The organism is Brevundimonas sp. G8 (genome assembly GCF_902506205.1).
Taxonomy (GTDB): Bacteria; Pseudomonadota; Alphaproteobacteria; order Caulobacterales; family Caulobacteraceae; genus Brevundimonas.
Window position 1 is genome coordinate 2945241 of record NZ_LR732816.1, and the last position, 19869, is coordinate 2965109.

General features: G+C 65.0%; 18 protein-coding genes and 3 tRNA genes. 14 read left to right on the forward strand and 7 right to left on the reverse strand.

Annotation, left to right across the window (positions count from 1 at the left end):
* Nucleotides 1–72: 72 nt before the first annotated feature.
* Nucleotides 73–1341: an ATP-dependent Clp protease ATP-binding subunit ClpX gene (clpX, locus tag CHRYSEO8AT_RS14205; protein ID WP_159851082.1), complete on the forward strand. Its 1269-nt coding sequence runs from the start codon at nucleotides 73–75 to the stop codon at nucleotides 1339–1341.
* Between the two features lie 77 nt (nucleotides 1342–1418).
* On the opposite strand, the gene CHRYSEO8AT_RS14210 is transcribed toward clpX, so the two are convergent.
* From CHRYSEO8AT_RS14210 to CHRYSEO8AT_RS16240, 3 genes are read right to left on the reverse strand one after another with little or no spacing between them, the layout of a single operon-like run.
* Nucleotides 1419–1625: a hypothetical protein gene (locus CHRYSEO8AT_RS14210; protein ID WP_159851084.1), complete on the reverse strand. Its 207-nt coding sequence runs from the start codon at nucleotides 1623–1625 to the stop codon at nucleotides 1419–1421.
* Nucleotides 1622–1831: a hypothetical protein gene (locus tag CHRYSEO8AT_RS14215; protein ID WP_159851086.1), complete on the reverse strand. Its 210-nt coding sequence runs from the start codon at nucleotides 1829–1831 to the stop codon at nucleotides 1622–1624. Before CHRYSEO8AT_RS14215 ends, CHRYSEO8AT_RS14210 begins: the two co-directional genes overlap by 4 nt.
* On the reverse strand, nucleotides 1828–1956 hold the full coding sequence (locus tag CHRYSEO8AT_RS16240; RefSeq protein ID WP_255451491.1) for a hypothetical protein: 129 nt from the start codon (nucleotides 1954–1956) through the stop codon (nucleotides 1828–1830). Before CHRYSEO8AT_RS16240 ends, CHRYSEO8AT_RS14215 begins: the two co-directional genes overlap by 4 nt.
* Before the next feature lie 281 nt (nucleotides 1957–2237).
* Between CHRYSEO8AT_RS16240 and lon the strand changes: the two genes are divergently transcribed.
* The 3 genes from lon to CHRYSEO8AT_RS14230 all read left to right on the forward strand — a co-directional run bounded on the left by lon (nucleotide 2238) and on the right by CHRYSEO8AT_RS14230 (nucleotide 5121).
* The gene (gene lon, locus CHRYSEO8AT_RS14220; RefSeq protein WP_159851088.1) at nucleotides 2238–4634 is read left to right on the forward strand and encodes an endopeptidase La; all 2397 of its coding nucleotides are present in this window, start codon (nucleotides 2238–2240) and stop codon (nucleotides 4632–4634) included.
* A 101-nt stretch (nucleotides 4635–4735) separates the two neighbouring features.
* Complete coding sequence (locus CHRYSEO8AT_RS14225; protein WP_159851091.1) at nucleotides 4736–5011, forward strand: HU family DNA-binding protein; 276 nt, start codon at nucleotides 4736–4738, stop codon at nucleotides 5009–5011.
* Between the two features lie 33 nt (nucleotides 5012–5044).
* A tRNA-Val gene (locus CHRYSEO8AT_RS14230) sits at nucleotides 5045–5121 on the forward strand.
* Between the two features lie 58 nt (nucleotides 5122–5179).
* Here the strand turns inward: CHRYSEO8AT_RS14230 and CHRYSEO8AT_RS14235 are convergent.
* Nucleotides 5180–8479: an autotransporter outer membrane beta-barrel domain-containing protein gene (locus CHRYSEO8AT_RS14235; protein WP_159851093.1), complete on the reverse strand. Its 3300-nt coding sequence runs from the start codon at nucleotides 8477–8479 to the stop codon at nucleotides 5180–5182.
* A gap of 309 nt (nucleotides 8480–8788) precedes the next feature.
* Between CHRYSEO8AT_RS14235 and CHRYSEO8AT_RS14240 the strand changes: the two genes are divergently transcribed.
* Nucleotides 8789–10039: a glycosyltransferase gene (locus tag CHRYSEO8AT_RS14240; RefSeq protein ID WP_159851095.1), complete on the forward strand. Its 1251-nt coding sequence runs from the start codon at nucleotides 8789–8791 to the stop codon at nucleotides 10037–10039.
* Between the two features lie 96 nt (nucleotides 10040–10135).
* Here the strand turns inward: CHRYSEO8AT_RS14240 and CHRYSEO8AT_RS14245 are convergent.
* The 3 genes from CHRYSEO8AT_RS14245 to CHRYSEO8AT_RS14255 all read right to left on the reverse strand — a co-directional run bounded on the left by CHRYSEO8AT_RS14245 (nucleotide 10136) and on the right by CHRYSEO8AT_RS14255 (nucleotide 12097).
* Nucleotides 10136–10212: transfer RNA gene (locus CHRYSEO8AT_RS14245), tRNA-Asp, on the reverse strand.
* An 80-nt stretch (nucleotides 10213–10292) separates the two neighbouring features.
* Nucleotides 10293–10369, reverse strand: a tRNA-Asp gene (locus CHRYSEO8AT_RS14250).
* Nucleotides 10370–10465: 96 nt separating this feature from the next.
* A complete protein-coding gene (locus CHRYSEO8AT_RS14255) occupies nucleotides 10466–12097 on the reverse strand; it encodes an AbgT family transporter (protein ID WP_159851097.1) in 1632 nt (543 codons plus the stop codon).
* Between the two features lie 205 nt (nucleotides 12098–12302).
* On the opposite strand from CHRYSEO8AT_RS14255, the gene CHRYSEO8AT_RS14260 reads away from it, so the two are divergent.
* The 9 genes from CHRYSEO8AT_RS14260 to nuoG all read left to right on the forward strand — a co-directional run bounded on the left by CHRYSEO8AT_RS14260 (nucleotide 12303) and on the right by nuoG (nucleotide 19866).
* Nucleotides 12303–12680 carry an NADH-quinone oxidoreductase subunit A gene (locus tag CHRYSEO8AT_RS14260; RefSeq protein ID WP_159851099.1) on the forward strand — a complete coding sequence of 126 codons (378 nt, stop codon included), beginning with the start codon at nucleotides 12303–12305 and terminating at the stop codon, nucleotides 12678–12680.
* Complete coding sequence (locus tag CHRYSEO8AT_RS14265; RefSeq protein WP_159851101.1) at nucleotides 12650–13279, forward strand: NADH-quinone oxidoreductase subunit B family protein; 630 nt, start codon at nucleotides 12650–12652, stop codon at nucleotides 13277–13279. The genes CHRYSEO8AT_RS14260 and CHRYSEO8AT_RS14265 overlap by 31 nt, the downstream gene beginning before the upstream one ends.
* Nucleotides 13276–13905 carry an NADH-quinone oxidoreductase subunit C gene (locus CHRYSEO8AT_RS14270; RefSeq protein ID WP_159851103.1) on the forward strand — a complete coding sequence of 210 codons (630 nt, stop codon included), beginning with the start codon at nucleotides 13276–13278 and terminating at the stop codon, nucleotides 13903–13905. Before CHRYSEO8AT_RS14265 ends, CHRYSEO8AT_RS14270 begins: the two co-directional genes overlap by 4 nt.
* 83 nt (nucleotides 13906–13988) lie before the next feature.
* A complete protein-coding gene (locus tag CHRYSEO8AT_RS14275; protein WP_159851760.1) occupies nucleotides 13989–15167 on the forward strand; it encodes an NADH-quinone oxidoreductase subunit D in 1179 nt (392 codons plus the stop codon).
* Nucleotides 15164–15841 carry an NADH-quinone oxidoreductase subunit NuoE gene (gene nuoE, locus CHRYSEO8AT_RS14280; protein ID WP_159851105.1) on the forward strand — a complete coding sequence of 226 codons (678 nt, stop codon included), beginning with the start codon at nucleotides 15164–15166 and terminating at the stop codon, nucleotides 15839–15841. The genes CHRYSEO8AT_RS14275 and nuoE overlap by 4 nt, the downstream gene beginning before the upstream one ends.
* On the forward strand, nucleotides 15841–16104 hold the full coding sequence (locus CHRYSEO8AT_RS14285) for a hypothetical protein (protein WP_159851107.1): 264 nt from the start codon (nucleotides 15841–15843) through the stop codon (nucleotides 16102–16104). The genes nuoE and CHRYSEO8AT_RS14285 overlap by 1 nt, the downstream gene beginning before the upstream one ends.
* 5 nt (nucleotides 16105–16109) lie before the next feature.
* On the forward strand, nucleotides 16110–17423 hold the full coding sequence (nuoF, locus tag CHRYSEO8AT_RS14290; protein WP_159851109.1) for an NADH-quinone oxidoreductase subunit NuoF: 1314 nt from the start codon (nucleotides 16110–16112) through the stop codon (nucleotides 17421–17423).
* A gap of 2 nt (nucleotides 17424–17425) precedes the next feature.
* The gene (locus tag CHRYSEO8AT_RS14295) at nucleotides 17426–17821 is read left to right on the forward strand and encodes a hypothetical protein (RefSeq protein WP_159851111.1); all 396 of its coding nucleotides are present in this window, start codon (nucleotides 17426–17428) and stop codon (nucleotides 17819–17821) included.
* The gene (gene nuoG / locus CHRYSEO8AT_RS14300; protein WP_159851113.1) at nucleotides 17821–19866 is read left to right on the forward strand and encodes an NADH-quinone oxidoreductase subunit NuoG; all 2046 of its coding nucleotides are present in this window, start codon (nucleotides 17821–17823) and stop codon (nucleotides 19864–19866) included. The genes CHRYSEO8AT_RS14295 and nuoG overlap by 1 nt, the downstream gene beginning before the upstream one ends.
* Nucleotides 19867–19869 lie beyond the last annotated feature (3 nt).

A 19869-nucleotide genomic window follows, 5' to 3' on the forward strand; every position in this document is an offset into this window, starting at 1 on the left:
TACTGGAATCAATGTGAGGGAAGCGCGTTTCGGGCCATTTCGGTCCGCCCCGCGGGAGTGAGATAAGGGTCTATGACCAAAGCAGCCGGCTCAGACGCCAAAAGCACCCTGTACTGCTCGTTCTGCGGAAAGAGCCAGCACGAGGTCCGCAAACTCATTGCGGGCCCGACCGTCTTCATCTGCGATGAATGCGTCGAACTGTGCATGGACATCATCCGTGAAGAGCACAAGATCGGCTTCAAGAAGACGACCGACGGCGTTCCCACGCCCAAGGAAATTCGCGATGTCCTGGACGATTACGTCATCGGCCAGAGCCACGCCAAGAAGGTCCTCTCGGTCGCCGTCCACAACCACTACAAGCGCCTGAACCACGCGACGAAGAACAACGACGTCGAACTGGCCAAGTCCAACATCATGCTGATCGGGCCGACCGGCTCGGGCAAGACGCTGCTGGCCCAGACGCTGGCGCGCATCATCGACGTGCCTTTCACCATGGCCGACGCCACCACCCTGACCGAAGCCGGTTATGTGGGCGAGGACGTCGAGAACATCATCCTGAAGCTGCTGCAGGCCTCGGACTATAACGTCGAGCGGGCCCAGCGCGGCATCGTCTACATCGATGAAATCGACAAGATTTCGCGCAAGTCGGACAACCCGTCGATCACCCGCGACGTGTCGGGCGAAGGCGTGCAGCAGGCCCTGCTGAAGATCATGGAAGGCACCGTCGCCTCCGTGCCCCCGCAGGGCGGCCGCAAGCATCCGCAGCAGGAGTTCCTGCAGGTCGACACCGCCAACATCCTGTTCATCGTCGGCGGCGCCTTCGCTGGGCTTGAGAAGGTGATTGCGGCGCGCGGGGCCGGCGCCTCGATCGGTTTCGGGGCCAAGGTCAAGGAAATCGACGAGCGTCGCACCGGCGACATCCTGAAGGGAGTCGAGCCCGACGACCTGATGCGGTTCGGCCTGATCCCCGAGTTCATCGGCCGTTTGCCCGTTCTGGCGACGCTGGAAGACCTGGACGAGACGGCTCTTGTGACCATCCTGACCGAGCCGAAGAACGCTCTGGTCAAGCAGTACAAGCGCCTGTTCGAGATGGAGAATGTCGAACTGAGCTTTACCGACGACGCCCTGATCGCCGTCGCCAAGAAGGCCATCACCCGCAAGACCGGCGCGCGCGGCCTGCGTTCGATCCTGGAAGGCATCCTGCTGGAGACCATGTTCGAGCTGCCGACCTTCGAGGGTGTCGAAGAGGTCGTGGTCAACGCCGAGGTCATCGAAGGCAAGGCTCAGCCCCTGCTGATCTATTCCGAAGTGTCGAAGAAAAAGGCCGACGGCGCCGCCTGATCGGGCCGCAAGAAGCGATACAGACGAAGGCCGGAGCGAGAGATCGCTCCGGCCTTTTTCGTTTCCGATTCGAGGGGTCAGGCTGTCGGGCGGGCATCCGCCAGCACCAGAATGTGACCGGGGTGGGCTTCCGCTTCGGCCCTGGCGCATTGGACGGCGCTCTTGGCGTCGGTGAACACGCCTTCGAACAGGCCATCGCTGGAGGTGACGCGCCAGCGGGCGCCGACGGGCTGGATCGTCAGGGTTTCGATGGCCGGCGGCGACGGGGGAACCGCCGCAATCATTGCGGGCGCCTGTGCTGGTCGCGGTTCAGGCGGTCGGCCTCGGCCTGCAACCTCGCGGCCAGGCGTTCGGCAGACGCCCGGTCGGGCAGGGGGCGTGTCGTGGCCTTGTTGACCGCCACGGCCCAGCCGCCTGCGCGGGGCACCACCCGGTATCGTCGGGGTGGGACGGGGTCTGAGGCCCCGCCTTCGACATGGCCCTGCATCATCGCGACGGCCCCCGAGGAATCGGCGCGCCGAACAGGGCGCCGATGAAGGTCATCGCCATCTGGACCGAGGTCGGCTTTGGGGCGGGGCGTTTCAGCGATTCCGCCAGCAGGTGTGAACGGCTCATGGGTCATCTCCTCGGCCCCACAGAAGACGCCCGAACCCCGTAAAGCCGCCATGTCGAAAGCGTCTCGTCGCATAATGTAGGCGTAAATCGGCGTGATCGCGGGCCGTGCGACCACGCAGATGTGGGCCGTTCATCGGTCACGCTTGAACCGCGGGTCTTTCAAACCACATACTCATCCGAACGCCGTCGGAATCGACGGGCCGTCATGCGCCGGTCGGGCCTCTTGCCCGGCGGACCGTGGCGGCGGGCCGGAGATGATCAATGGCCCAGGAGTACGCATCATGACTGAACCAAAGATCCTGCCCGTCCTGCCGCTGAGAGACATCGTCGTCTTCCCGCACATGGTCGTGCCGCTCTTCGTGGGGCGTGAGAAGTCCGTGAAGGCGCTGGACGAAATCATGAAGGGCGAGAAGCAGATCCTGCTGGCGACCCAGAAGAACAGCGTCGACGACGATCCGTCGCCGGACGCCATCTATCCCATCGGCGTGCTGGCCACCGTGCTTCAGCTGCTGAAACTGCCCGACGGTACGGTGAAGGTGCTGGTCGAGGGCAAGGGCCGTGCGCGCCTGACCCGCTTCACCGACCGCGAGGAGTATTTCGAGGCCGAGGCCGTCGAGATCGAGGATGAGCCGGGCGACGCCTCGCAGGCCGAGGCCATGCTGCGCGCCGTGGTCGAGCAGTTCGAGAACTATGTGAAGCTGAACAAGAAGGTGCCGCCCGAGGCCCTCAGTTCCATCCCCCAGATTACCGACGCCTCCAAGCTGGCTGATTCTGTCGCCGCCCATCTGTCGGTCAAGATTGCCGACAAGCAGGGGCTGCTGGAAACCTTCGACGTGCCCAAGCGGCTGGAGAAGGTCTATGGCCTGATGGAGGGCGAAATCTCGGTCTTACAGGTCGAGAAGAAGATCCGCTCGCGCGTGAAGCGCCAGATGGAGAAGACCCAACGCGAATATTATCTGAACGAGCAGATGAAGGCCATCCAGCGCGAGCTGGGCGAGACCGACGACGCGCGCGACGAGATCATGGACCTAGAGAAGCGCATCCGTAAGACGCGCCTGTCCAAGGAAGCCCGCACCAAGGCTGAGGCCGAGGTCAAGAAGCTGCGCAACATGTCGCCGATGTCGGCCGAATCGACCGTGGTTCGGAACTACCTCGACTGGCTGCTGTCCGTGCCGTGGGGCAAGGCCAAGCAGAAGCCGATCGACCTGGCCAAGGCCGAGGAAATCCTTGAGGAGGACCACTTCGGCCTGGAGAAGGTCAAGGAGCGGATCGTCGAGTATCTGGCCGTCCAGGCCCGCACCGGCAGCCTGAAGGGGCCGATCCTGTGCCTCGTCGGACCTCCCGGCGTCGGCAAGACCTCGCTGGCCAAGTCCATCGCCAAGGCGACCGGGCGTGAGTATGTCCGCATGTCCCTCGGCGGCGTGCGCGACGAGAGCGAGATCCGCGGCCACCGCCGGACCTATATCGGCTCCATGCCCGGTAAGATCATCCAGTCGATGAAGAAGGCCAAGACGACCAATGCTTTCGTCCTGCTGGACGAGATCGACAAGCTGGGGTCCGACTGGCGCGGGGATCCGTCCTCGGCTCTGCTCGAGGTGCTGGACCCGGCTCAAAACTCGACCTTCGGCGACCACTATCTGGAGGTGGACTACGACCTGTCCCAGGTGATGTTCGTGACGACCGCGAACAGCCTGAACATGCCGCAGCCGCTGATGGACCGGATGGAGATCATCCGGGTGTCTGGCTACACCGAGGACGAGAAGGTCGAGATCGCCAAGCGTCACGTCCTGCCCAAACAGCTGGAAGACCATGGTCTGAAGGCCGACGAGCTGATCGTGCCGGAAAACACGATCCGCGACCTGATCCGCTACTACACCCGCGAAGCCGGCGTGCGGTCACTGGAACGCGCCCTGGGCGGACTGGCGCGCAAGGCCGTGCGCGAGATGGCCAAGACGGGCGCCAAGACGATCACGGTGGATGACGCCAAGCTGGCCGAATACGCGGGCGTGAAGAAGTTTCGCTATGGCGAGACGGACGAGGAAGATCAGGTCGGCATCGTCACGGGCCTGGCCTGGACAGAGTTCGGCGGCGACATCCTGACCATCGAGGCGATCAAGATGCCCGGCCGGGGTCGCATGACCGTGACCGGCAACTTGAAGGAGGTGATGAAAGAATCGATCTCCGCCGCCGCCTCCTACGTTCGGTCGCGAGCGCTCGACTTCGGCGTCAAGCCGCCGGTGTTCGAGAAGACCGACATCCACGTCCACGTGCCGGACGGCGCAACGCCCAAGGACGGTCCGTCCGCCGGCGTCGCCATGACCGTGGCCATGGTCTCAGTCCTGACGGGCGTGCCGATCCGCAAGGACATCGCCATGACCGGCGAGATCACCTTGCGCGGACGGGTCACCGCCATCGGCGGCCTGAAAGAGAAGCTACTTGCGGCGCTCCGCTCGGGCGTCAAGACCGTGCTGATTCCGCAGGAGAACGAGAAGGACCTCGCCGAGGTGCCGGACAATGTGAAGTCGGCGCTGGAGATCGTGCCGATCTCCACGGCGGATGAGGCGCTGAAGTGGGCGCTGGTCGGCGCGCTGACGCCGGTGGAATGGGACGAGGCGTCGGAACCGCTTCCGGCGCCGGTTCCGCCCATCGACGGGCCCACGGCCGCCGTCAGCCATTAACGTCAAGTTGAACGCGGAGCGCCGCCGGTGAGCATGCCGGCGGCGTTTTCGTTTTTGACGCAACCGTCGATCTGCCCTTTAGTGATTCGTTCGGAGGACAGATGACCAAAGCGGAACTGATCGGCCGAATGGCCAGCGCGGCGAACATCAGCCGCGACCAGGCGAAATCGGCGCTTGAGGCCTTTACCGATGGTGTGGCTGAAGCGCTGTCGGATGGTCGAGACGTCAAGCTGATCGGGTTTGGCAGCTTCGTCGCCGTCGAGCGCAAGGCCGGCGTCGCCCGCAATCCTCAAACGGGGGCCGCTGTGGCGCGCCCCGCATCCCGCACCGCACGCTTTCGCGCCGGGGAAGGTTTGAAAAGCGCCTTGAACGGCTGACGTCCAACGGGCATAAGCCCGGCTCTGCATTGAGGGCGGCTAGCTCAGCTGGTCAGAGCATCTCGTTTACACCGAGAGGGTCGGCGGTTCGAACCCGTCGCCGCCTACCAAACAAAAAGGCCGCCGGAGCGATCCGGCGGCCTTTCGTGTTTCTGGCGTTCGCTTCGATCAGAAGCGGAAGCTGGCCCGCAGCAGCAGCGAGTAGCGGACGTAGTCTTCCAGCAGTTCGGCGTCGCCGGTCAGCGATAGCATGCCCAGTTCGTTGCCGAAGTTCAGGCGGAAGCCCAGAATCGGTCCGCCGCCTTCGACGGCGTCGGGCGACAGGATGAAGTCGGGGCCGCCGCTGGCGAAGCGGGCGATGGTCTCGCCGGCGTCCACCGAGATGTTCTGGCGATAGCCGATGCGAAGTTCGGGACGCACCCAGCCGTTACGGCCGAAGCCGTAACCGATGTTCATTGCCGCCACAGCCGAGAAGATGTGGCTGTCGCGCGAATCGATGTCGAGGTCGAAGCCGTCGCCGCCGCCAGTCTCGCTGCGGGCGCCTTCGGACAGGCGGAAATACTCGCCGTAGATTTCCGGGCGAATGTTCAGGCGACCAAAGTTGCGCTCATAGGATGCGCCGCCGGCGACCGCCGCCGTCCAGCCGTGCCAGTCGGACTTGTTGTTCAAGAAGACGCCGCTGGCGACCAGAGAACGGTCGGCGGTGAAGGAGGCGTAACCACCGGCCGCACGGGCCCAGGTCGTCCAGTACTGGCCCTGAGCACGCCAGTAGAGGCCCAGTTCAAGCAGGTTGGCCGACAGGACCTCTTCAGCCTCGGCTTCGGGATCCTTGATGTCGGACGAGGTGAAGGCGGCCGAGATGCCGAAGGCGCCCAGGCTAGAGCCCTTCTCCACGCCGCCCGCGACGCCGAAGCCTTCCGAGCGGAAGCCGTAGGAGTCGGTCTTGTCCTTGTCGGCGTAGAAGTTGATTTCCTGCACCCAGGCGCTGGTCTCGCCGGGCGCGGCGACGGCGTTGCGACCCGTCAGGGCGCGCGTCACAGCATCGACGCCGGCCGACAGCGACATCAGCGGGCCGCCGGAATGGTCGGGCAGCATCTGCTCGTAGGCGTCGATGAAGCCGTCGCGCGACGTTTGTGATAGGAAGAGATTGCGAAGCGTCTCGTTGGACCCCAGCGCGCCATAGACGGCGTCGTAGGCCGAGGCCTCGACCGGGATCAGGCCGGCTTCCGAAGCCGTGCGGCGGCGCGCATCGACATAGACGGTGTTCGCCGCCTGATTCACACCGCCTTCGACGACGTAGAGGTAGGGCGAGTTGCCCGACAGCAGGGTCTGGTTGATCTGGCCGACGTTGAGCGTGCCGGCCGTGATGATGTCGAACCGCTCAGGCCCGTCGAGCAGCGACGAGAAGCGGACGCCCAGGGTGGAACCGGTCGCCAGGGTCGCATTGCCGCTGACGTTGAAGCCGCCTGCGGTATTGTTGGCCGGATCCAGATTCACCAGCAGCGTGCCTTCCGCGCCGATGTTCAGGTTCGAGATCGCCGTGGCGCCAGTCTGGGTGGCGGCCAGGGTGCCCTTGGACACGTTGATGTCCAGAAGGCCGTCGGCGTTCTTGATGGCGCCCGAGACGACCGCGCCGCCGCTGATGTTCAGACGATCCGCGCCCGCGCCGAAGTCGATGTCGCCCGAGACGACGCCGTTTTCGATGTTGAGCGTATCGGCGCCCGAGCCCAGTTTGATCGCGCCGACGATGGCCGGTTCGTTGGCGTCCGGCACGCCGTCCTTGTCGGTATCGACAGCAGTGCTGCCCTCGGCGGCGGGGATGCCGTATTGGCGAAGGGTGACGCCGGTCGTGTTGGCCGAGAGGTCGATCGCGGTGACGGTTCCGTCCACCGGGGTGGTGTCTGTGGTGCTGGGCGTCAACGAGCCGATGATCGAACCGGCGTTGTTGAGCTGCGTCAGCGAACCCGATTGGTCGCGGATAACTGTGGCCGAGCCGTGGTTGCCACCAAAGGACGCTACGATGTTGCCGGTGTTGGTCAGCGACCCGACATTGGCGCCGGCGCCGATCAGGACGGCGGTGGCGTTTTCGGTCAGTTTGCCTGAGGCGACCGCCTGGATGTTGCCCGAGTTGTTGATGGTCGGTGCAGTGACGCCCGAGCCCACCCAGATGGCGGTGGCGTTGGCGTCGACGGCGGTCGAGGCGATGCCGCCTTCGTTGCGGACACCGCCAACCACGTTGACGGCTTGGCCGCCTGTGACGCCCAGCTGAAGCGCACGGGATTCGACGCCGGAATAGAGGCCGGAACCAATGATTGTGCCACGGTTGATCAGGCCATAGGCCGCATCGCCGGTGCCCACGGCGCCGAGGGTCACTGTATTTGTGGTGGATCCGATCAGCAACGCAGGCGCGCCGCCCAGCGAGGTGATCGAGGCCGTCGTTTCGCTGACGTCCGGGATACCGTCGCCGTCACGATCGGGATCGTCGCGGTTCTTGATGCCGTCGCCGTCATCATCCTCGTCGCCGTTCTTGACGCCGTCCTTGTCGTCGTCGCCTTCGATGCCTGCGTCAGAATAGGCCAGAGCCTTGTCCAGAAGCACGCCGCCGGCGACGTTCGCGCCGACTCGTACGGCCGGCCCGCCCTGAAGCAGGTCATCGGCGTCCAACTCGTCGAGGAACAGGGTCGTCGCGTTGTCGAACGTGCCCGTTGTGGGGCGAGCGGGCGGCGGGGTCGTGTAGCGGTAGCCCGTGGCCACCACCGAGGAATGAATCTTCAACGCGCCGCCGACATCGCCCTCGATGGAGACGCCGGTCGCATTGGCGCCAAGCGCCGAGATGGAGCCTGCAAGATCGACGTTGCCCGATATGGGGCCGGTCGTGCGAATGGCGGTGCTGTCATTCCCGGTGACACGCACCGTGCCCAAGCTCTGGAGCTTGCCGTTCACGGCTGATTCGACTGACAAACCGTAGGAGTTGTTGCCTTCGACGGCGATCGCCCCGGTGCTTTCGATCAGGATGTTGCCAGTGAAGGGCGAGGCGCCGGTCACTCGTACGCCATAACGGTTGGTCCCGGTGGCGAAGGGACCATCGAGGTCGCCGTCGCCGTCTGTATCCTTGATGTCGGCCGTTTCCTGCGTGTCGTTGACGGTGATCGTGCCGCCGACGATGACCGAGCCGGTGTTGCCGCCGTTCACCAAGATGCCGGTCGAGCCGTCGGCCGATTTGTCCATGGTGATCGAGCTGCCGCTGTCCAGATCGACCGTGTTGTTCGAGTTCAAGGTCACCGCTGCGCCTGAAGCGACGGCGACGCTGCCGCCGCTAGCGATGCGGATGTTATCAGCAGCCGTGCCGGTGGCATTGGAAGTCTGGATCGGCGTCGTGCGGGCGGTCGAGATAACGATCTCGGCCTGAGACCCGGTGGCGACCATCAAAGGGGCGATCGCTACGGCGGTCGCGAGCAAAATACGCATTCGGTAGAAACCCCTGGTGGTCACGCATCACGTTACGCCGACCCCTTAGCAGGGTCCGCGCCAGCCTTCCAAGTTTATCGAATTTGAGGCGAATGCAAGGCCGCATGGCTTGCGCGGCCGCCTATGATCGGACCCGCGTTCTGCGGTTTGCGCCTGTTGCGCTGGATACGGAGGGTTTTGCATCGCGCCGCACTTGAGCTTTGCCGCGACGGGGTTTACGGCCGTCGCAAGGTCTAAAGGCCGCGTCCCGACGACGCATCCAACGAACCCCTTCGGCGTTCGACAGCCCAGACCAGGCGAGAACACCCCATGAGCATGACAGACCTCGACGTTCAGGAAAGCGAACTCCGACTGATTCCGGGGCTGGACGTGGAAGTCGCGGATACCTTGCGGGCCTTGAAGGCGGCCGCGATGGACGAGCGGCCGCGTCTGGTGGACACCACCATGCTGTACGCGCCGCGCTCGGGCGGGGTGAAACGCTACATCCTGTCCAAGAAGGCCTGGATCGAATCGAACCGGCCCGGGGTCAGCCATTCGCTGATCGTGCCCGGCGCCCGGCACAAGGCGCGCGCCGACGGCATCGTGCAGTTGCGTGCCACAAAGCTGCCGTTCGGCGACGGCTATCGCTGGCCTAGTTCGGTGAAGCGCTGGAGCGCCTGGGTGGCGGCGATGAAGCCGTCGATCATTGAAGCCGGCGATCCCTATACGCCGGGGCAGGGGGCGCTAGAGGCCGGCCAGCGGGTCGGATGTCCGGTCGTCGGTTTCTGCCACTCCGATCCTGCGGGGCTGGCGGCGCTGCACTTCGGCGAATGGGCCAAGAAGCCGGTCGAGAAGCGCTGGGCCAAACTGTTTTCCCAGTTCGACCGGGTGGTGTCGCCCAGCCGTTTCATCGCGCGACGGCTTGAGGAGGCCGGCGTTGATAATATCGTCATCCGTCCCTTGGGCGTGGAGATCGACACCTTCCGGCCGGAACGCCGGGACCGCCAATGGCTGCTGAACAAGCTGGGCCTGGGCGAGGACGCCCGGTTGCTTTGCTTCGCCGGACGGCCCGCGAAGGAGAAGAACGTCGATGTGCTGATCGAAGCGGTCCAAAAGCTGGGCGCGCCCTATTATCTTGTGCTGGTCGGCGCAGGCGCCGGGATGCCGGAGGAGGATCGCGTCATCTCCATGCCCTATGAAAGCGACCCCAAGGCCGTCGCCAAGATCATCGCCAGCTGCGACGCCTTCGTTCACGCCAACGACAAGGAGCCGTTCGGCCTGATCGTGCTGGAGGCCATGGCGTGCGGTCGCCCCGTGGTGGGCGTCAACGCGGGCGGGGTCGCCGAAACGGTGGACGAGACCGTGGGCCAGTTGGCGGTCAGCGCGGACGCCGGCGACTATGCCGAGGCAGTCGAGGCCCTGTTCGCGCGCGATATCGAAGCCATCGGTCTGGCGGCGCGCGAGAAGGCGGTCAGCCAGTTCGCCTGGAACCGCGTGTTCGAGGACCTGTGCATGGTCTATGGCGAGCTGACGGGCGAGGCGGCCTTCGTGAACCCGGATACGGCCCTGCCGCTGCATTGATGGGGTCGTGCAGACGCACGGCGATCAGCGATTGAATGGGGCGCGTTTCCGAAGAACGGGGCGCGCCACTTCTTTTTGCAATGTCTGGAAAAGAAGTGGCGCGAGTGACGGGGCTCGAACCCGCGACCTCCGGCGTGACAGGCCGGCACTCTAACCAACTGAGCTACACCCGCGTATCAGGTCGAAACTTTTGAGCTGTTTCGAAAGCTTCTTGGGAAGGCGGTGTGCGCCACTCTTCTATTGCTAGAGAGAGTGGCGCGAGTGACGGGGCTCGAACCCGCGACCTCCGGCGTGACAGGCCGGCACTCTAACCAACTGAGCTACACCCGCGTTTCCCGGCCGAAGCGGCTGTGCGCCCCGGCGAGGGGCGTCGTTTAGGCGGGCTGACACATCGCGTCAAGCGACCTTTTCGGAGAAACGCGACCCTCAACGCGACGGGGCCGTGGACGGCGTGACGATCGCCGCCTGGGGCGGGCTGTGCGGGCCCGCCAGGCCGCCGCTCGTGGGCTCCTGAGCGGCCACGGCCGGGGCGGGCGGTTCATAGTGGACGCCGACGCCCGGCCCCAACGGCAGGTCGAAGGCCACCCAGGCCGCCACCATGGCCAGACCGGCGATCAGGAAGGCCCCGGCATAGGGCAGCATGGTCGCCATCAGCGATCCCAGGCCGAATCGTGGATCCCAACGCTGGGCGAAGGTCAGGATCAGCGGGAAATAGCTCATCAACGGTGTGGCGATGTTGGTGACCGAATCGCCCATCCGATAGGCGGCCGTCGTCATCTCGGGTGAAATGCCCAGCAGCATGAACATGGGCACGACGATGGGCGCCAGGGCCGACCATTTGGCCGAGGCCGAGCCGATGAACAGGTCGAAGAAGCACGAGACGAAGACGACGCAGATCAGCAACAGCGGGGCGGGCAGGGCGAGGCCCTTCAGGCCCGCCGCCGCATGGACCGCCAGTATGGGGCCGAGGCCCGACCAGTTGAACATGGCCACGAAGTGGGCGGCGAAGAAGGCGAGCACGATATAGGGCGCCAGCTGGGCGATGCCGTCGCGCATCATCGTCACCATGTCGCGGTGCGACTGGATCGTGCCCGCCCCCGCGCCATACGCCCCGCCGGCGACGAAGAAGGTGATTGCGAAGAAGGCGACCAGGGACTTGTAGAGCGGATTGAACTTCTGCTCCGGGTCCACCTCGGGATCGACGAACGGCGAGCCCGGCAGGAAGGTCAGCATGGTCCACAGCGCGATCATGCCCAGAACCGCCATGCCGGCGAACCGGAGGCCGCGCTTCTCGGCGGCGGTCAGCGGCTGTTTTTCCGAGGCGTTGGGTGCGGCGACGCCCTCGGCCGGCTTCCAAACGCCCAGGCGCGGCTCGATCACACGATCCGTCAGGAACCAGACGATGGGGGTGAAGACGAACACCACCCCGACGATGAAGAACCAGTTGCCGGCGATGTTCACCGAATAGGACGGGTCGATCAGTTGCGCGGCCGGTTCGGTGATGCCCAGGATCAGCGCATCGCTGGCGCCCGGAAACAGATTGCCGGCATATCCGCCCGAAACGGCGGCGAAACCTGCGGCGAGGCCGGCCAGCGGATTGCGGCCCGCCGCGGCGAAGATCACGGCCGCTAGGGGAATGACGACCACATAGGAAGCGTCCGACGCGTGGTGGGACACCATGCCGGTGATCACGACGATCGGCGTCAGTATGGCGCGTGGCGCATTCAGCAGGGCGCCGCGAATGGCGGTGGCGAACAGGCTCGTCCGCTCGGCGACCGATGCGCCGTAGATGATGGTGATGACGATCCCCAGCGGCGGGAAGTCGGCCAGGGTGCGCGGCATGCCGATGATCAACTGCGCCAAGTTCTCGGGCGACAACAGGCTCTTGGCGACCAACTGATCGCCGGTCACCGGATTTACGGCGGACCAGCCCAGGCCCGCGCCGACCATGCTGAGGACGATCAGTCCGCCGATCAGCCACAGGAACAGGAAGACGGGATCGGGCAGGCGATTCCCGATCCGCTCCACGGCGTTCAGGGCGCGGCTGGCTGCGCTCATTCGGATGACTTTCGGTTACATGATCAGGCGCGCAATAGGGCTTTGCGGACGTGAGGCGCGCAAGCGTCGGGCCTGCGACATATGGCGCGTAAACTTGCGATCCATTCTCAATGAAAAGCCAATGTCCGCAGGGGTTTGAACGGCGACGTTCTTGGGTCTAAGAAGCGCCGAATCCCGCCTCTCCCCGGCGGACGAGGTTCTTCGAATGAACGCATTCCTTCTCGAATATCTGCCCGTCGTCATCTTCGCCGGCGTGGCTGCCCTGATCGGCATTCTTTTCATCGTGCTGCCGCTGGTGCTGGCGCCGAAGAATCCCGACTCGGAAAAGTTGTCGGCTTATGAGTGCGGCTTCAACGCCTTCGACGACGCGCGCATGAAGTTCGACATCCGCTTCTATCTGGTGTCGATCCTGTTCATCATCTTCGACCTGGAAGTGGCCTTCCTGTTCCCGTGGGCGGTGTCGATGTTCGATCTGTCGCACGGCGGCATGGTCTTCGCCTTCTGGTCGATGATGGTCTTCCTCGGGGTGCTGACCATCGGCTTCATATACGAATGGAAGAAGGGAGCCCTGGAATGGGAGTAGTCGCCACTTCCACGCCGACGACCCTGGTTACGGCATCCGGCGCGCCGCTGGTTCCGGCCGGCGCCGCCGCCCGCTCGACCGTCGAGGGCTATGACCCCAAGGTCCACGACAAGTTCTTCGAGGCCGTGAACATGGAGCTCGGCGAGCGGGGCTATCTTGTCGCCGCCGCCGACGACGTCATCAACTGGGCGCGCACTGGCTCGCTGATGTGGATGACCTTCGGCCTGGCCTGCTGCGCCGTCGAGATGATCCAGATGTCGATGCCGCGCTTCGACGTCGAGCGCTTCGGCATGGCGCCCCGCGCCAGTCCGCGCCAGTCGGACCTGATGATCGTCGCCGGCACCCTGACCAACAAGATGGCCCCGGCCATCCGCAAGGTCTACGACCAGATGCCCGATCCGCGCTATGTCGTGTCGATGGGCAGCTGCGCCAACGGCGGCGGCTACTATCACTATAGTTACAGCGTCGTGCGGGGCTGCGACCGCGTCGTGCCGGTGGACGTCTATGTGCCCGGCTGCCCGCCGACGGCGGAGGCGCTGCTTTACGGCCTGCTGCAACTGCAGAAGAAGATCCGTCGCACGGGGACCATCGACCGATGAGTTCGTTGGCTGTTCAGGCGCAACATGAAGCGGCTCTGACGCCGTTGGGCGCGGAGATGGTCGGTGCGCTGGGCGTCGAGGCGCAGATCGCCTTTGGCGAACTGACGCTGGTGGCGCCGCGCGAGCGGATCGTCGAGGTGCTGACGGCGCTGCGCGATCAGTTCGGTTTTCAGCAGCTGCTGGACCTCTGCGGCGTGGACTACCCGGATCGCAAGGAGCGGTTCGAAGTCGTCTATCACCTGCTGTCGATGACCCGGAACGCGCGCCTGCGTGTCAAGGTGTCGACCGACGAGACCCAGCCGGTGCCTTCGGTCATCTCGGCCTATCCGGCCGCCAACTGGTTCGAACGCGAAGCCTACGACATGTACGGCATGCTGTTCTCGGGCCACCCGGATCTGCGCCGCCTGCTGACGGACTATGGCTTCGAGGGGCATCCGCTCCGCAAGGACTTCCCGATGACGGGCTATGTCGAGGTCCGCTACGACGAGGAACAGCGCCGCGTGGTCTATGAGCCGGTCAAGCTGACGCAAGAGTTCCGCACGTTCGACTTCCTGTCGCCCTGGGAAGGCGCCGAATACCCCGCGCCGGTCCTGCCGGGCGACGAGAAGGCGGGAGGCCAGGCGTAATGGCTGACGGAAACCCCACTCTGCCGCTGGGCGTCGATGTGTTCGAAGACGACCTCGACACGCGCACCGCCCACGCGCGCGACATGGAAGACCGCAAGTTCACCATCAACTTCGGTCCGCAACACCCGGCCGCGCACGGCGTGCTGCGTCTGGTGCTGGAGCTGGACGGCGAGATCGTCGAGCGCGTCGATCCGCACATCGGCCTGCTGCACCGCGGCACCGAGAAGCTGATGGAGGCGCGCACCTACCTCCAGAACGTGCCGTATCTGGACCGCCTCGACTATGTCGCGCCGATGAACCAAGAGCACGCCTTCTGCCTGGCCATCGAGAAGCTGCTGGGCATCGAGGTGCCTTACCGGGCGCAGCTGATCCGCGTCCTGTATTCGGAAATCGGCCGCATCCTGTCGCACATGCTGAACGTGACGACACAGGCCATGGACGTGGGCGCCCTGACGCCGCCGCTCTGGGGCTTCGAGGAGCGCGAGAAGCTGATGGTGTTCTACGAGCGCGCCTGCGGCGCCCGTCTGCACGCCAACTATTTCCGTCCGGGCGGCGTCCACCAGGACCTGCCGATGGACCTGATCGACGACATCGGTCGCTGGTGCCACGAGTTCCCGCCCGCGCTGAAGGACATCGAAAGCCTGGTCACCGAGAACCGCATCTTTAAGCAGCGCAACGTCGACATCGGCGTGGTGTCCAAGGAGCAGGCCCTGGAGTGGGGCTTCACCGGCGTGATGCTGCGTGGCTCGAACATCGCCTGGGATCTGCGCAAGTCGCAGCCTTACGAGTGCTATGCCGAGCTGGAGTTCGACATCGTCGTCGGCAAGAACGGCGACTGCTGGGACCGCTATCTGGTGCGCATCGAAGAGATGAAGCAGTCGGTGCGGATCATGGAGCAGTGCATCCACAAGCTGCGCAACTGCCCCGGCGAGCCGGTCATGATCGAGGACAACAAGATCGTCCCGCCGCGTCGTGGCGAGATGAAGCGCTCGATGGAATCCCTGATCCATCACTTCAAACTGTATACCGAGGGCTTCAAGACGCCTGAGGGCGAGGTCTATGCCTCGGTCGAAGCGCCCAAGGGCGAGTTCGGCATCTACCTGGTGTCGGACGGCACCAACAAACCCTATCGCGTGAAGATCTCGGCGCCGGGCTTCCGCTCGCTGCAGGCGATGGACTGGATGAACCGTGGCCACCAGCTGGCCGACGTGTCCGCCATCTTGGGCTCGCTCGACATCGTTTTCGGAGAAGTGGACCGATGAGCGTTCGTCGTCTCGCCAAGGTACAGCCCGCCTCGTTCGCCTTCACGGCCGACACGACGGCCAAGGCCGAATGGTGGATCAGGAAATACCCGGAAAGCCGTCGTCAGTCGGCAGTGATCCCGGTCCTGTGGCTGGTGCAGAAGCAGGAAGGCTGGGTCTCCGAACCCGCCATCCGCGCCGTCGGCGAACTGCTGGGCATGCCCTTCATTCGGGTGCTGGAGGTCGCGACCTTTTACACCATGTTCATGCTGGAGCCGGTCGGCAAGACGGCCCTGATCCAGGTGTGCGGCACCACGCCGTGCATGCTGCGCGGCGCCAATGAGCTGATGCGCGTCTGCAAGGAGAAGATCGGTCCCAAGGATCATCTGTCCGCCGACGGCCGCTTCACCTGGCAGGAAGTCGAATGCCTGGGCGCCTGTTCAAATGCGCCCATGGCCCAGATCAACGACTATTATTTTGAGGACCTGACGCCCGAGACCATCGGCCAGATCATCGACGACTTCGCCGCCGGCAAGACGCCGAAGCCGGGATCGTATGCCGGTCGCATTACGTCGGAACCGGCGGGCGGCGCCAAGACGCTGCTGGACGCCAAACTCTACGACGGGTCGGCCGCCAAGCCGATCAAGAAGCTGCCGAACAGCGACCCGGCGCCGGTCGAGAAGGCGCCGGCCTGATGGCGCCGCCTGATCTGAGCACCGACGAAGGCCGCGCGGCCTATCGCAAGGAACTGCGCGGCGTCGGACGTCCGTTGCGGGCTGGCGGCCTGGCGATGGTCGTCGGCGCGGCCCTTCTGATCCTGATCTCGCGTCAGGGCGCGGTCGGACCGTGGGCGGTCAATCTTTCCTACTTCATGCTGGCGGCGGGCTGGGTGATGGTCATCGCGGCCATCTGGATGCGCACCCGCCACCACAAGCGCCGTCTGGCGGAAGGACTCTGAGGGCCATGATCGGCATTCTCGAAGACAAGGATCGCATCTTCACAAACCTGTACGGCTTCCAGGACTGGACGCTGGACGGGGCGAAGAACCGCGGCGCGTGGAACGCCACCAAGGACATGTTGGACCTTGGCCGCGACTGGATTATCAACAACGTCAAGGCCTCGGGTCTGCGCGGCCGTGGCGGCGCGGGCTTCTCGACAGGCTTGAAGTGGTCATTCATGCCCAAGGAAGTGAAGGATCGCCCTCACTACCTGGTCATCAACGCCGACGAATCCGAGCCCGCGACCTGCAAGGACCGCGAGATCATGCGCCATGATCCGCACCTGCTGATCGAAGGCGCGCTGATCGCCAGCTTCGCGATGCAGGCCCATGCCTGCTACATCTATCTGCGCGGCGAGTACGTGCTGGAGCGCGAGCGGATGGAAGCCGCCGTCAAGCAGGCGTACGAAGGCAAGCTGATCGGCAAGGACAACGTCCACGGCTGGGACTTCGACGTCTATATCCACCACGGCGCCGGCGCCTATATCTGCGGCGAAGAGACGGCCTTGCTGGAATCGCTGGAAGGCAAGAAGGGCCAGCCGCGCCTGAAGCCGCCGTTCCCTGCCGGGGCTGGCTTGTATGGCTGCCCGACCACAGTGAACAACGTCGAGTCGATCGCCGTCGTCGGCACCATCCTTCGTCGCGGCGCCGACTGGTTCGCCAGCTTCGGTCGTCCGAACAACACCGGCACCAAGCTGATGTCCCTGTCGGGTCACGTGAACACGCCGTGCGTGGTCGAAGAGGCCATGTCGATCCCGCTGCGCCAGTTGATCGAGGATCACGGCGGCGGTGTTCGCGGCGGCTGGGGCAATTTGAAAGCCATCATCCCCGGCGGCGCATCCTGCCCGGTCATCACGCGCGAGCAGGCCGAGACGGTCCTGATGGACTTCGATTCCATGCGCGAGGTTCGCTCGTCGCTGGGAACTGCCGGCGTGACCGTCATGGACGAGTCGACGGACATCGTGAAGGCGATCGCCCGCATCAGCTACTTCTTCAAGCACGAGAGCTGCGGCCAGTGCACGCCATGCCGCGAAGGCACCGGCTGGATGTGGCGCGTGCTGGAGCGGATGGCCGTGGGCGAGGCCGATCCGTCGGAGATCGACCTGCTGCTGGACGTCGCCAGCCAGGTCGAGGGCCACACCATCTGCGCCCTGGGCGACGCCGCCGCCTGGCCGGTTCAAGGTCTGATCCGTCACTTCCGTCACGAGATCGAGGACCGCATCGCCAACTACCGCAGCCGCCGCGCGAACTTCGCCGGCCACGCGATCGCTGCGGAGTGACCATGCGTCTCGTCGCCGCCCTGCTGCTGATCCTGCCGACCCTCGCCGCTTGCGGCGATGGGGAGAAGGCTGCGCCTCAGGCGACGTCGGCGCCCAAGGCTTCGGCTACGGCCGAGGTCGAGGCTGCGCCGGTTTCAAAAGCGGTGGCTCCTGCTGACCTGCAGTCGGCTTGTCGTGACGTGGTGAACCGCATGTTCGGTCAAGGGGGTGACGCTGTCACCTTCAAGGCCAACGGCGAACAAGCGGCTGAAGTGTCGTGGCGCGCGCCGGTCGATGGTGGCGTGCTGAAATTCGAATGCCGGGCAGACGGCGACGGCGTGGGCCTGTTCCGCGACGGTCAACCGATGTCCGTAGATGTACAAATGGCGGCTCCCGCCGCCAAGCAAGAGGCTCGCTGATGCCCGTCGCCAAGGTCAACGGCGTAGAAACCGAGTTCGAGCCCGGCATGACCGTGCTCCAGGTCGCCGAGCGCGCTGGACAAGAGATTCCGCGCTTCTGCTACCACGAACGCCTGTCCATCGCCGGCAACTGCCGCATGTGCCTGGTCGAGGTAAAGCCCGGACCGCCGAAGCCGCAGGCGTCGTGCGCGCTTCCGGCCGCCGAAGGTCAGGAGATCTTCACCGACACGCCGATGGTCAAGAAGGCCCGCGAAGGGGTGATGGAGTTCCTGCTCATCAACCACCCGCTGGATTGCCCGATCTGCGACCAGGGCGGCGAGTGCGACCTGCAGGACCAGGCCATGGGCTATGGCCGTGACGGCTCTCGCTATGCCGAGAACAAGCGCGCGGTCGAAGAAAAGGTCATGGGTCCGACCATCAAGACCTTCATGACGCGCTGCATCCAGTGCACGCGCTGCGTCCGCTTCATCACCGAAGTCGCCGGCGTGCCGGACATCGGCATGATCTCGCGGGGCGAGGACGCCGAGATCACGACCTATCTGGAGAAGTCGGTCGCCTCGGAACTGTCGGGCAACGTCAACGACCTGTGCCCGGTCGGCGCCCTGACGCACCGTCCGTGGCAGTACCACTATCGTCCGTGGGAACTGAAGAAGACCGAAACCATCGACGTGATGGACGCCCTGGGCTCGAACATCCGCGCCGACTTCCGCGGGTCCGAAGTGATGCGCGTCCTGCCGCGCGTGAACGAGGGCATCAACGAGGAGTGGCTGTCGGACAAGAGCCGCTATGTCGTCGACGGCCTGACTGCGCGTCGTCTGGACCGTCCGTGGATCCGTGAGAACGGCAAGCTGCGCGCTGCGTCGTGGAACGAGGCGCTGGACGCCGTGGCCGCCAAGCTAAAGGCCGCCCCGGCCGACCGTATCGGCGTGATCGCCGGCGACCTGCAGGACGCCGAGTCGATGAAGGCGACGCTGGACCTGTTCCGCGCGCTCGGCTCGAACAATACAGACTGCCGCCAGGACGGCGCCGCTCTGGGCTACGGCCCGCGTGAGGGCTGGCTGTTCAACACCGGCCTGGAAGGTATTGAAAAGGCTGACGCCATCCTGATCGTGGGTGTGAACCCGCGCATCGAGGCGCCGCTGCTGAACGCCCGTCTGCGCAAGAGCTGGATCAAGGGCGACGTCGAGATCGGCCTGATCGGCGAACAGGCCGATCTGACCTTCGACTACGCCTATCTGGGCGCCGGTTCGCAGACCCTGGGCAAGCTGCCCAAGTCGGCGATGGACTTCCTGACCAAGGCTGAGCGTCCGGCGATCATCGTCGGTTCCGGCGCGCTGAACGGGGAGGGCGGCCCGGCCGTTCTGAACGCCCTGGGCGCCTTGGCGAAAAAGGTCGGCGTCGTGACCGAAAGCTGGAACGGCTTCAACGTCCTGCACCACGCCGCATCGCGCGTCGCCGGTCTGGACATGGGCTTCGTGCCGGCTGAAGGCGGCCTGACGGTCGCCGAGATGTTGAAGCCGGACGCGCTGGACGTGCTGTTCTTGCTGGGCGCCGACGAGGTCGATCCGACCGGCTCGAACGCCTTCCGCGTCTATCTGGGCAGCCACGGCGACCGTGGGGCGCACGGCGCGGACGTGATCCTACCGGGTGCGGCCTACACCGAGAAGGCCGGCCTGTATGTGAATACCGAAGGCCGGGTGCAGATGGCCGAACGTGTCGTCTTCCCCAAGGGCGAGGCCAAGGAAGACTGGGCCATCATCCGCGCCCTGTCGGCTCGCGTCGATCGGACCCTCCCTTACGACACGCTGGAGCAGCTGCGCGCCAAGCTGATGGGCGATCATCCGACCTTCGGCCGGATCGACTATCTGCCGTCGCCGGCGTCGTTCGACGTGACGGCCCTCGGCGCCAAGGGCGATCTGGGCGACCGGGTGTTCACCTCGGCGATCACCGATCCCTATCTTTCCAATCCGATAGCGCGCGCCAGCGCGACGATGGCCGAGCTGTCCGCCCTGCGGATCGCCCCGGTCGCAATGGCGGCGGAGTAAGCC

Excerpts from the sequence above, each read along its gene's own strand:
- lon (WP_159851088.1), top strand. The coding sequence starts at position 2,238 with ATGACTGAACCAAAGATCCTGCCCGTCCTGCCGCTGAGAGACATCGTC.
- CHRYSEO8AT_RS14240 (WP_159851095.1), top strand. The coding sequence starts at position 8,789 with ATGAGCATGACAGACCTCGACGTTCAGGAAAGCGAACTCCGACTGATT.
- CHRYSEO8AT_RS14210 (WP_159851084.1), bottom strand. The coding sequence starts at position 1,625 with ATGATTGCGGCGGTTCCCCCGTCGCCGCCGGCCATCGAAACCCTGACG.
- CHRYSEO8AT_RS16240 (WP_255451491.1), bottom strand. The coding sequence starts at position 1,956 with ATGAGCCGTTCACACCTGCTGGCGGAATCGCTGAAACGCCCCGCCCCA.
- CHRYSEO8AT_RS14285 (WP_159851107.1), top strand. The coding sequence starts at position 15,841 with ATGGCGCCGCCTGATCTGAGCACCGACGAAGGCCGCGCGGCCTATCGC.
- CHRYSEO8AT_RS14275 (WP_159851760.1), top strand. The coding sequence starts at position 13,989 with ATGGAAGACCGCAAGTTCACCATCAACTTCGGTCCGCAACACCCGGCC.
- CHRYSEO8AT_RS14235 (WP_159851093.1), bottom strand. The coding sequence starts at position 8,479 with ATGCGTATTTTGCTCGCGACCGCCGTAGCGATCGCCCCTTTGATGGTC.
- CHRYSEO8AT_RS14255 (WP_159851097.1), bottom strand. The coding sequence starts at position 12,097 with ATGAGCGCAGCCAGCCGCGCCCTGAACGCCGTGGAGCGGATCGGGAAT.
- clpX (WP_159851082.1), top strand. The coding sequence starts at position 73 with ATGACCAAAGCAGCCGGCTCAGACGCCAAAAGCACCCTGTACTGCTCG.
- nuoE (WP_159851105.1), top strand. The coding sequence starts at position 15,164 with ATGAGCGTTCGTCGTCTCGCCAAGGTACAGCCCGCCTCGTTCGCCTTC.
- CHRYSEO8AT_RS14260 (WP_159851099.1), top strand. The coding sequence starts at position 12,303 with ATGAACGCATTCCTTCTCGAATATCTGCCCGTCGTCATCTTCGCCGGC.
- nuoF (WP_159851109.1), top strand. The coding sequence starts at position 16,110 with ATGATCGGCATTCTCGAAGACAAGGATCGCATCTTCACAAACCTGTAC.
- nuoG (WP_159851113.1), top strand. The coding sequence starts at position 17,821 with ATGCCCGTCGCCAAGGTCAACGGCGTAGAAACCGAGTTCGAGCCCGGC.
- CHRYSEO8AT_RS14225 (WP_159851091.1), top strand. The coding sequence starts at position 4,736 with ATGACCAAAGCGGAACTGATCGGCCGAATGGCCAGCGCGGCGAACATC.
- CHRYSEO8AT_RS14270 (WP_159851103.1), top strand. The coding sequence starts at position 13,276 with ATGAGTTCGTTGGCTGTTCAGGCGCAACATGAAGCGGCTCTGACGCCG.
- CHRYSEO8AT_RS14265 (WP_159851101.1), top strand. The coding sequence starts at position 12,650 with ATGGAAGAAGGGAGCCCTGGAATGGGAGTAGTCGCCACTTCCACGCCG.
- CHRYSEO8AT_RS14215 (WP_159851086.1), bottom strand. The coding sequence starts at position 1,831 with ATGATGCAGGGCCATGTCGAAGGCGGGGCCTCAGACCCCGTCCCACCC.
- CHRYSEO8AT_RS14295 (WP_159851111.1), top strand. The coding sequence starts at position 17,426 with ATGCGTCTCGTCGCCGCCCTGCTGCTGATCCTGCCGACCCTCGCCGCT.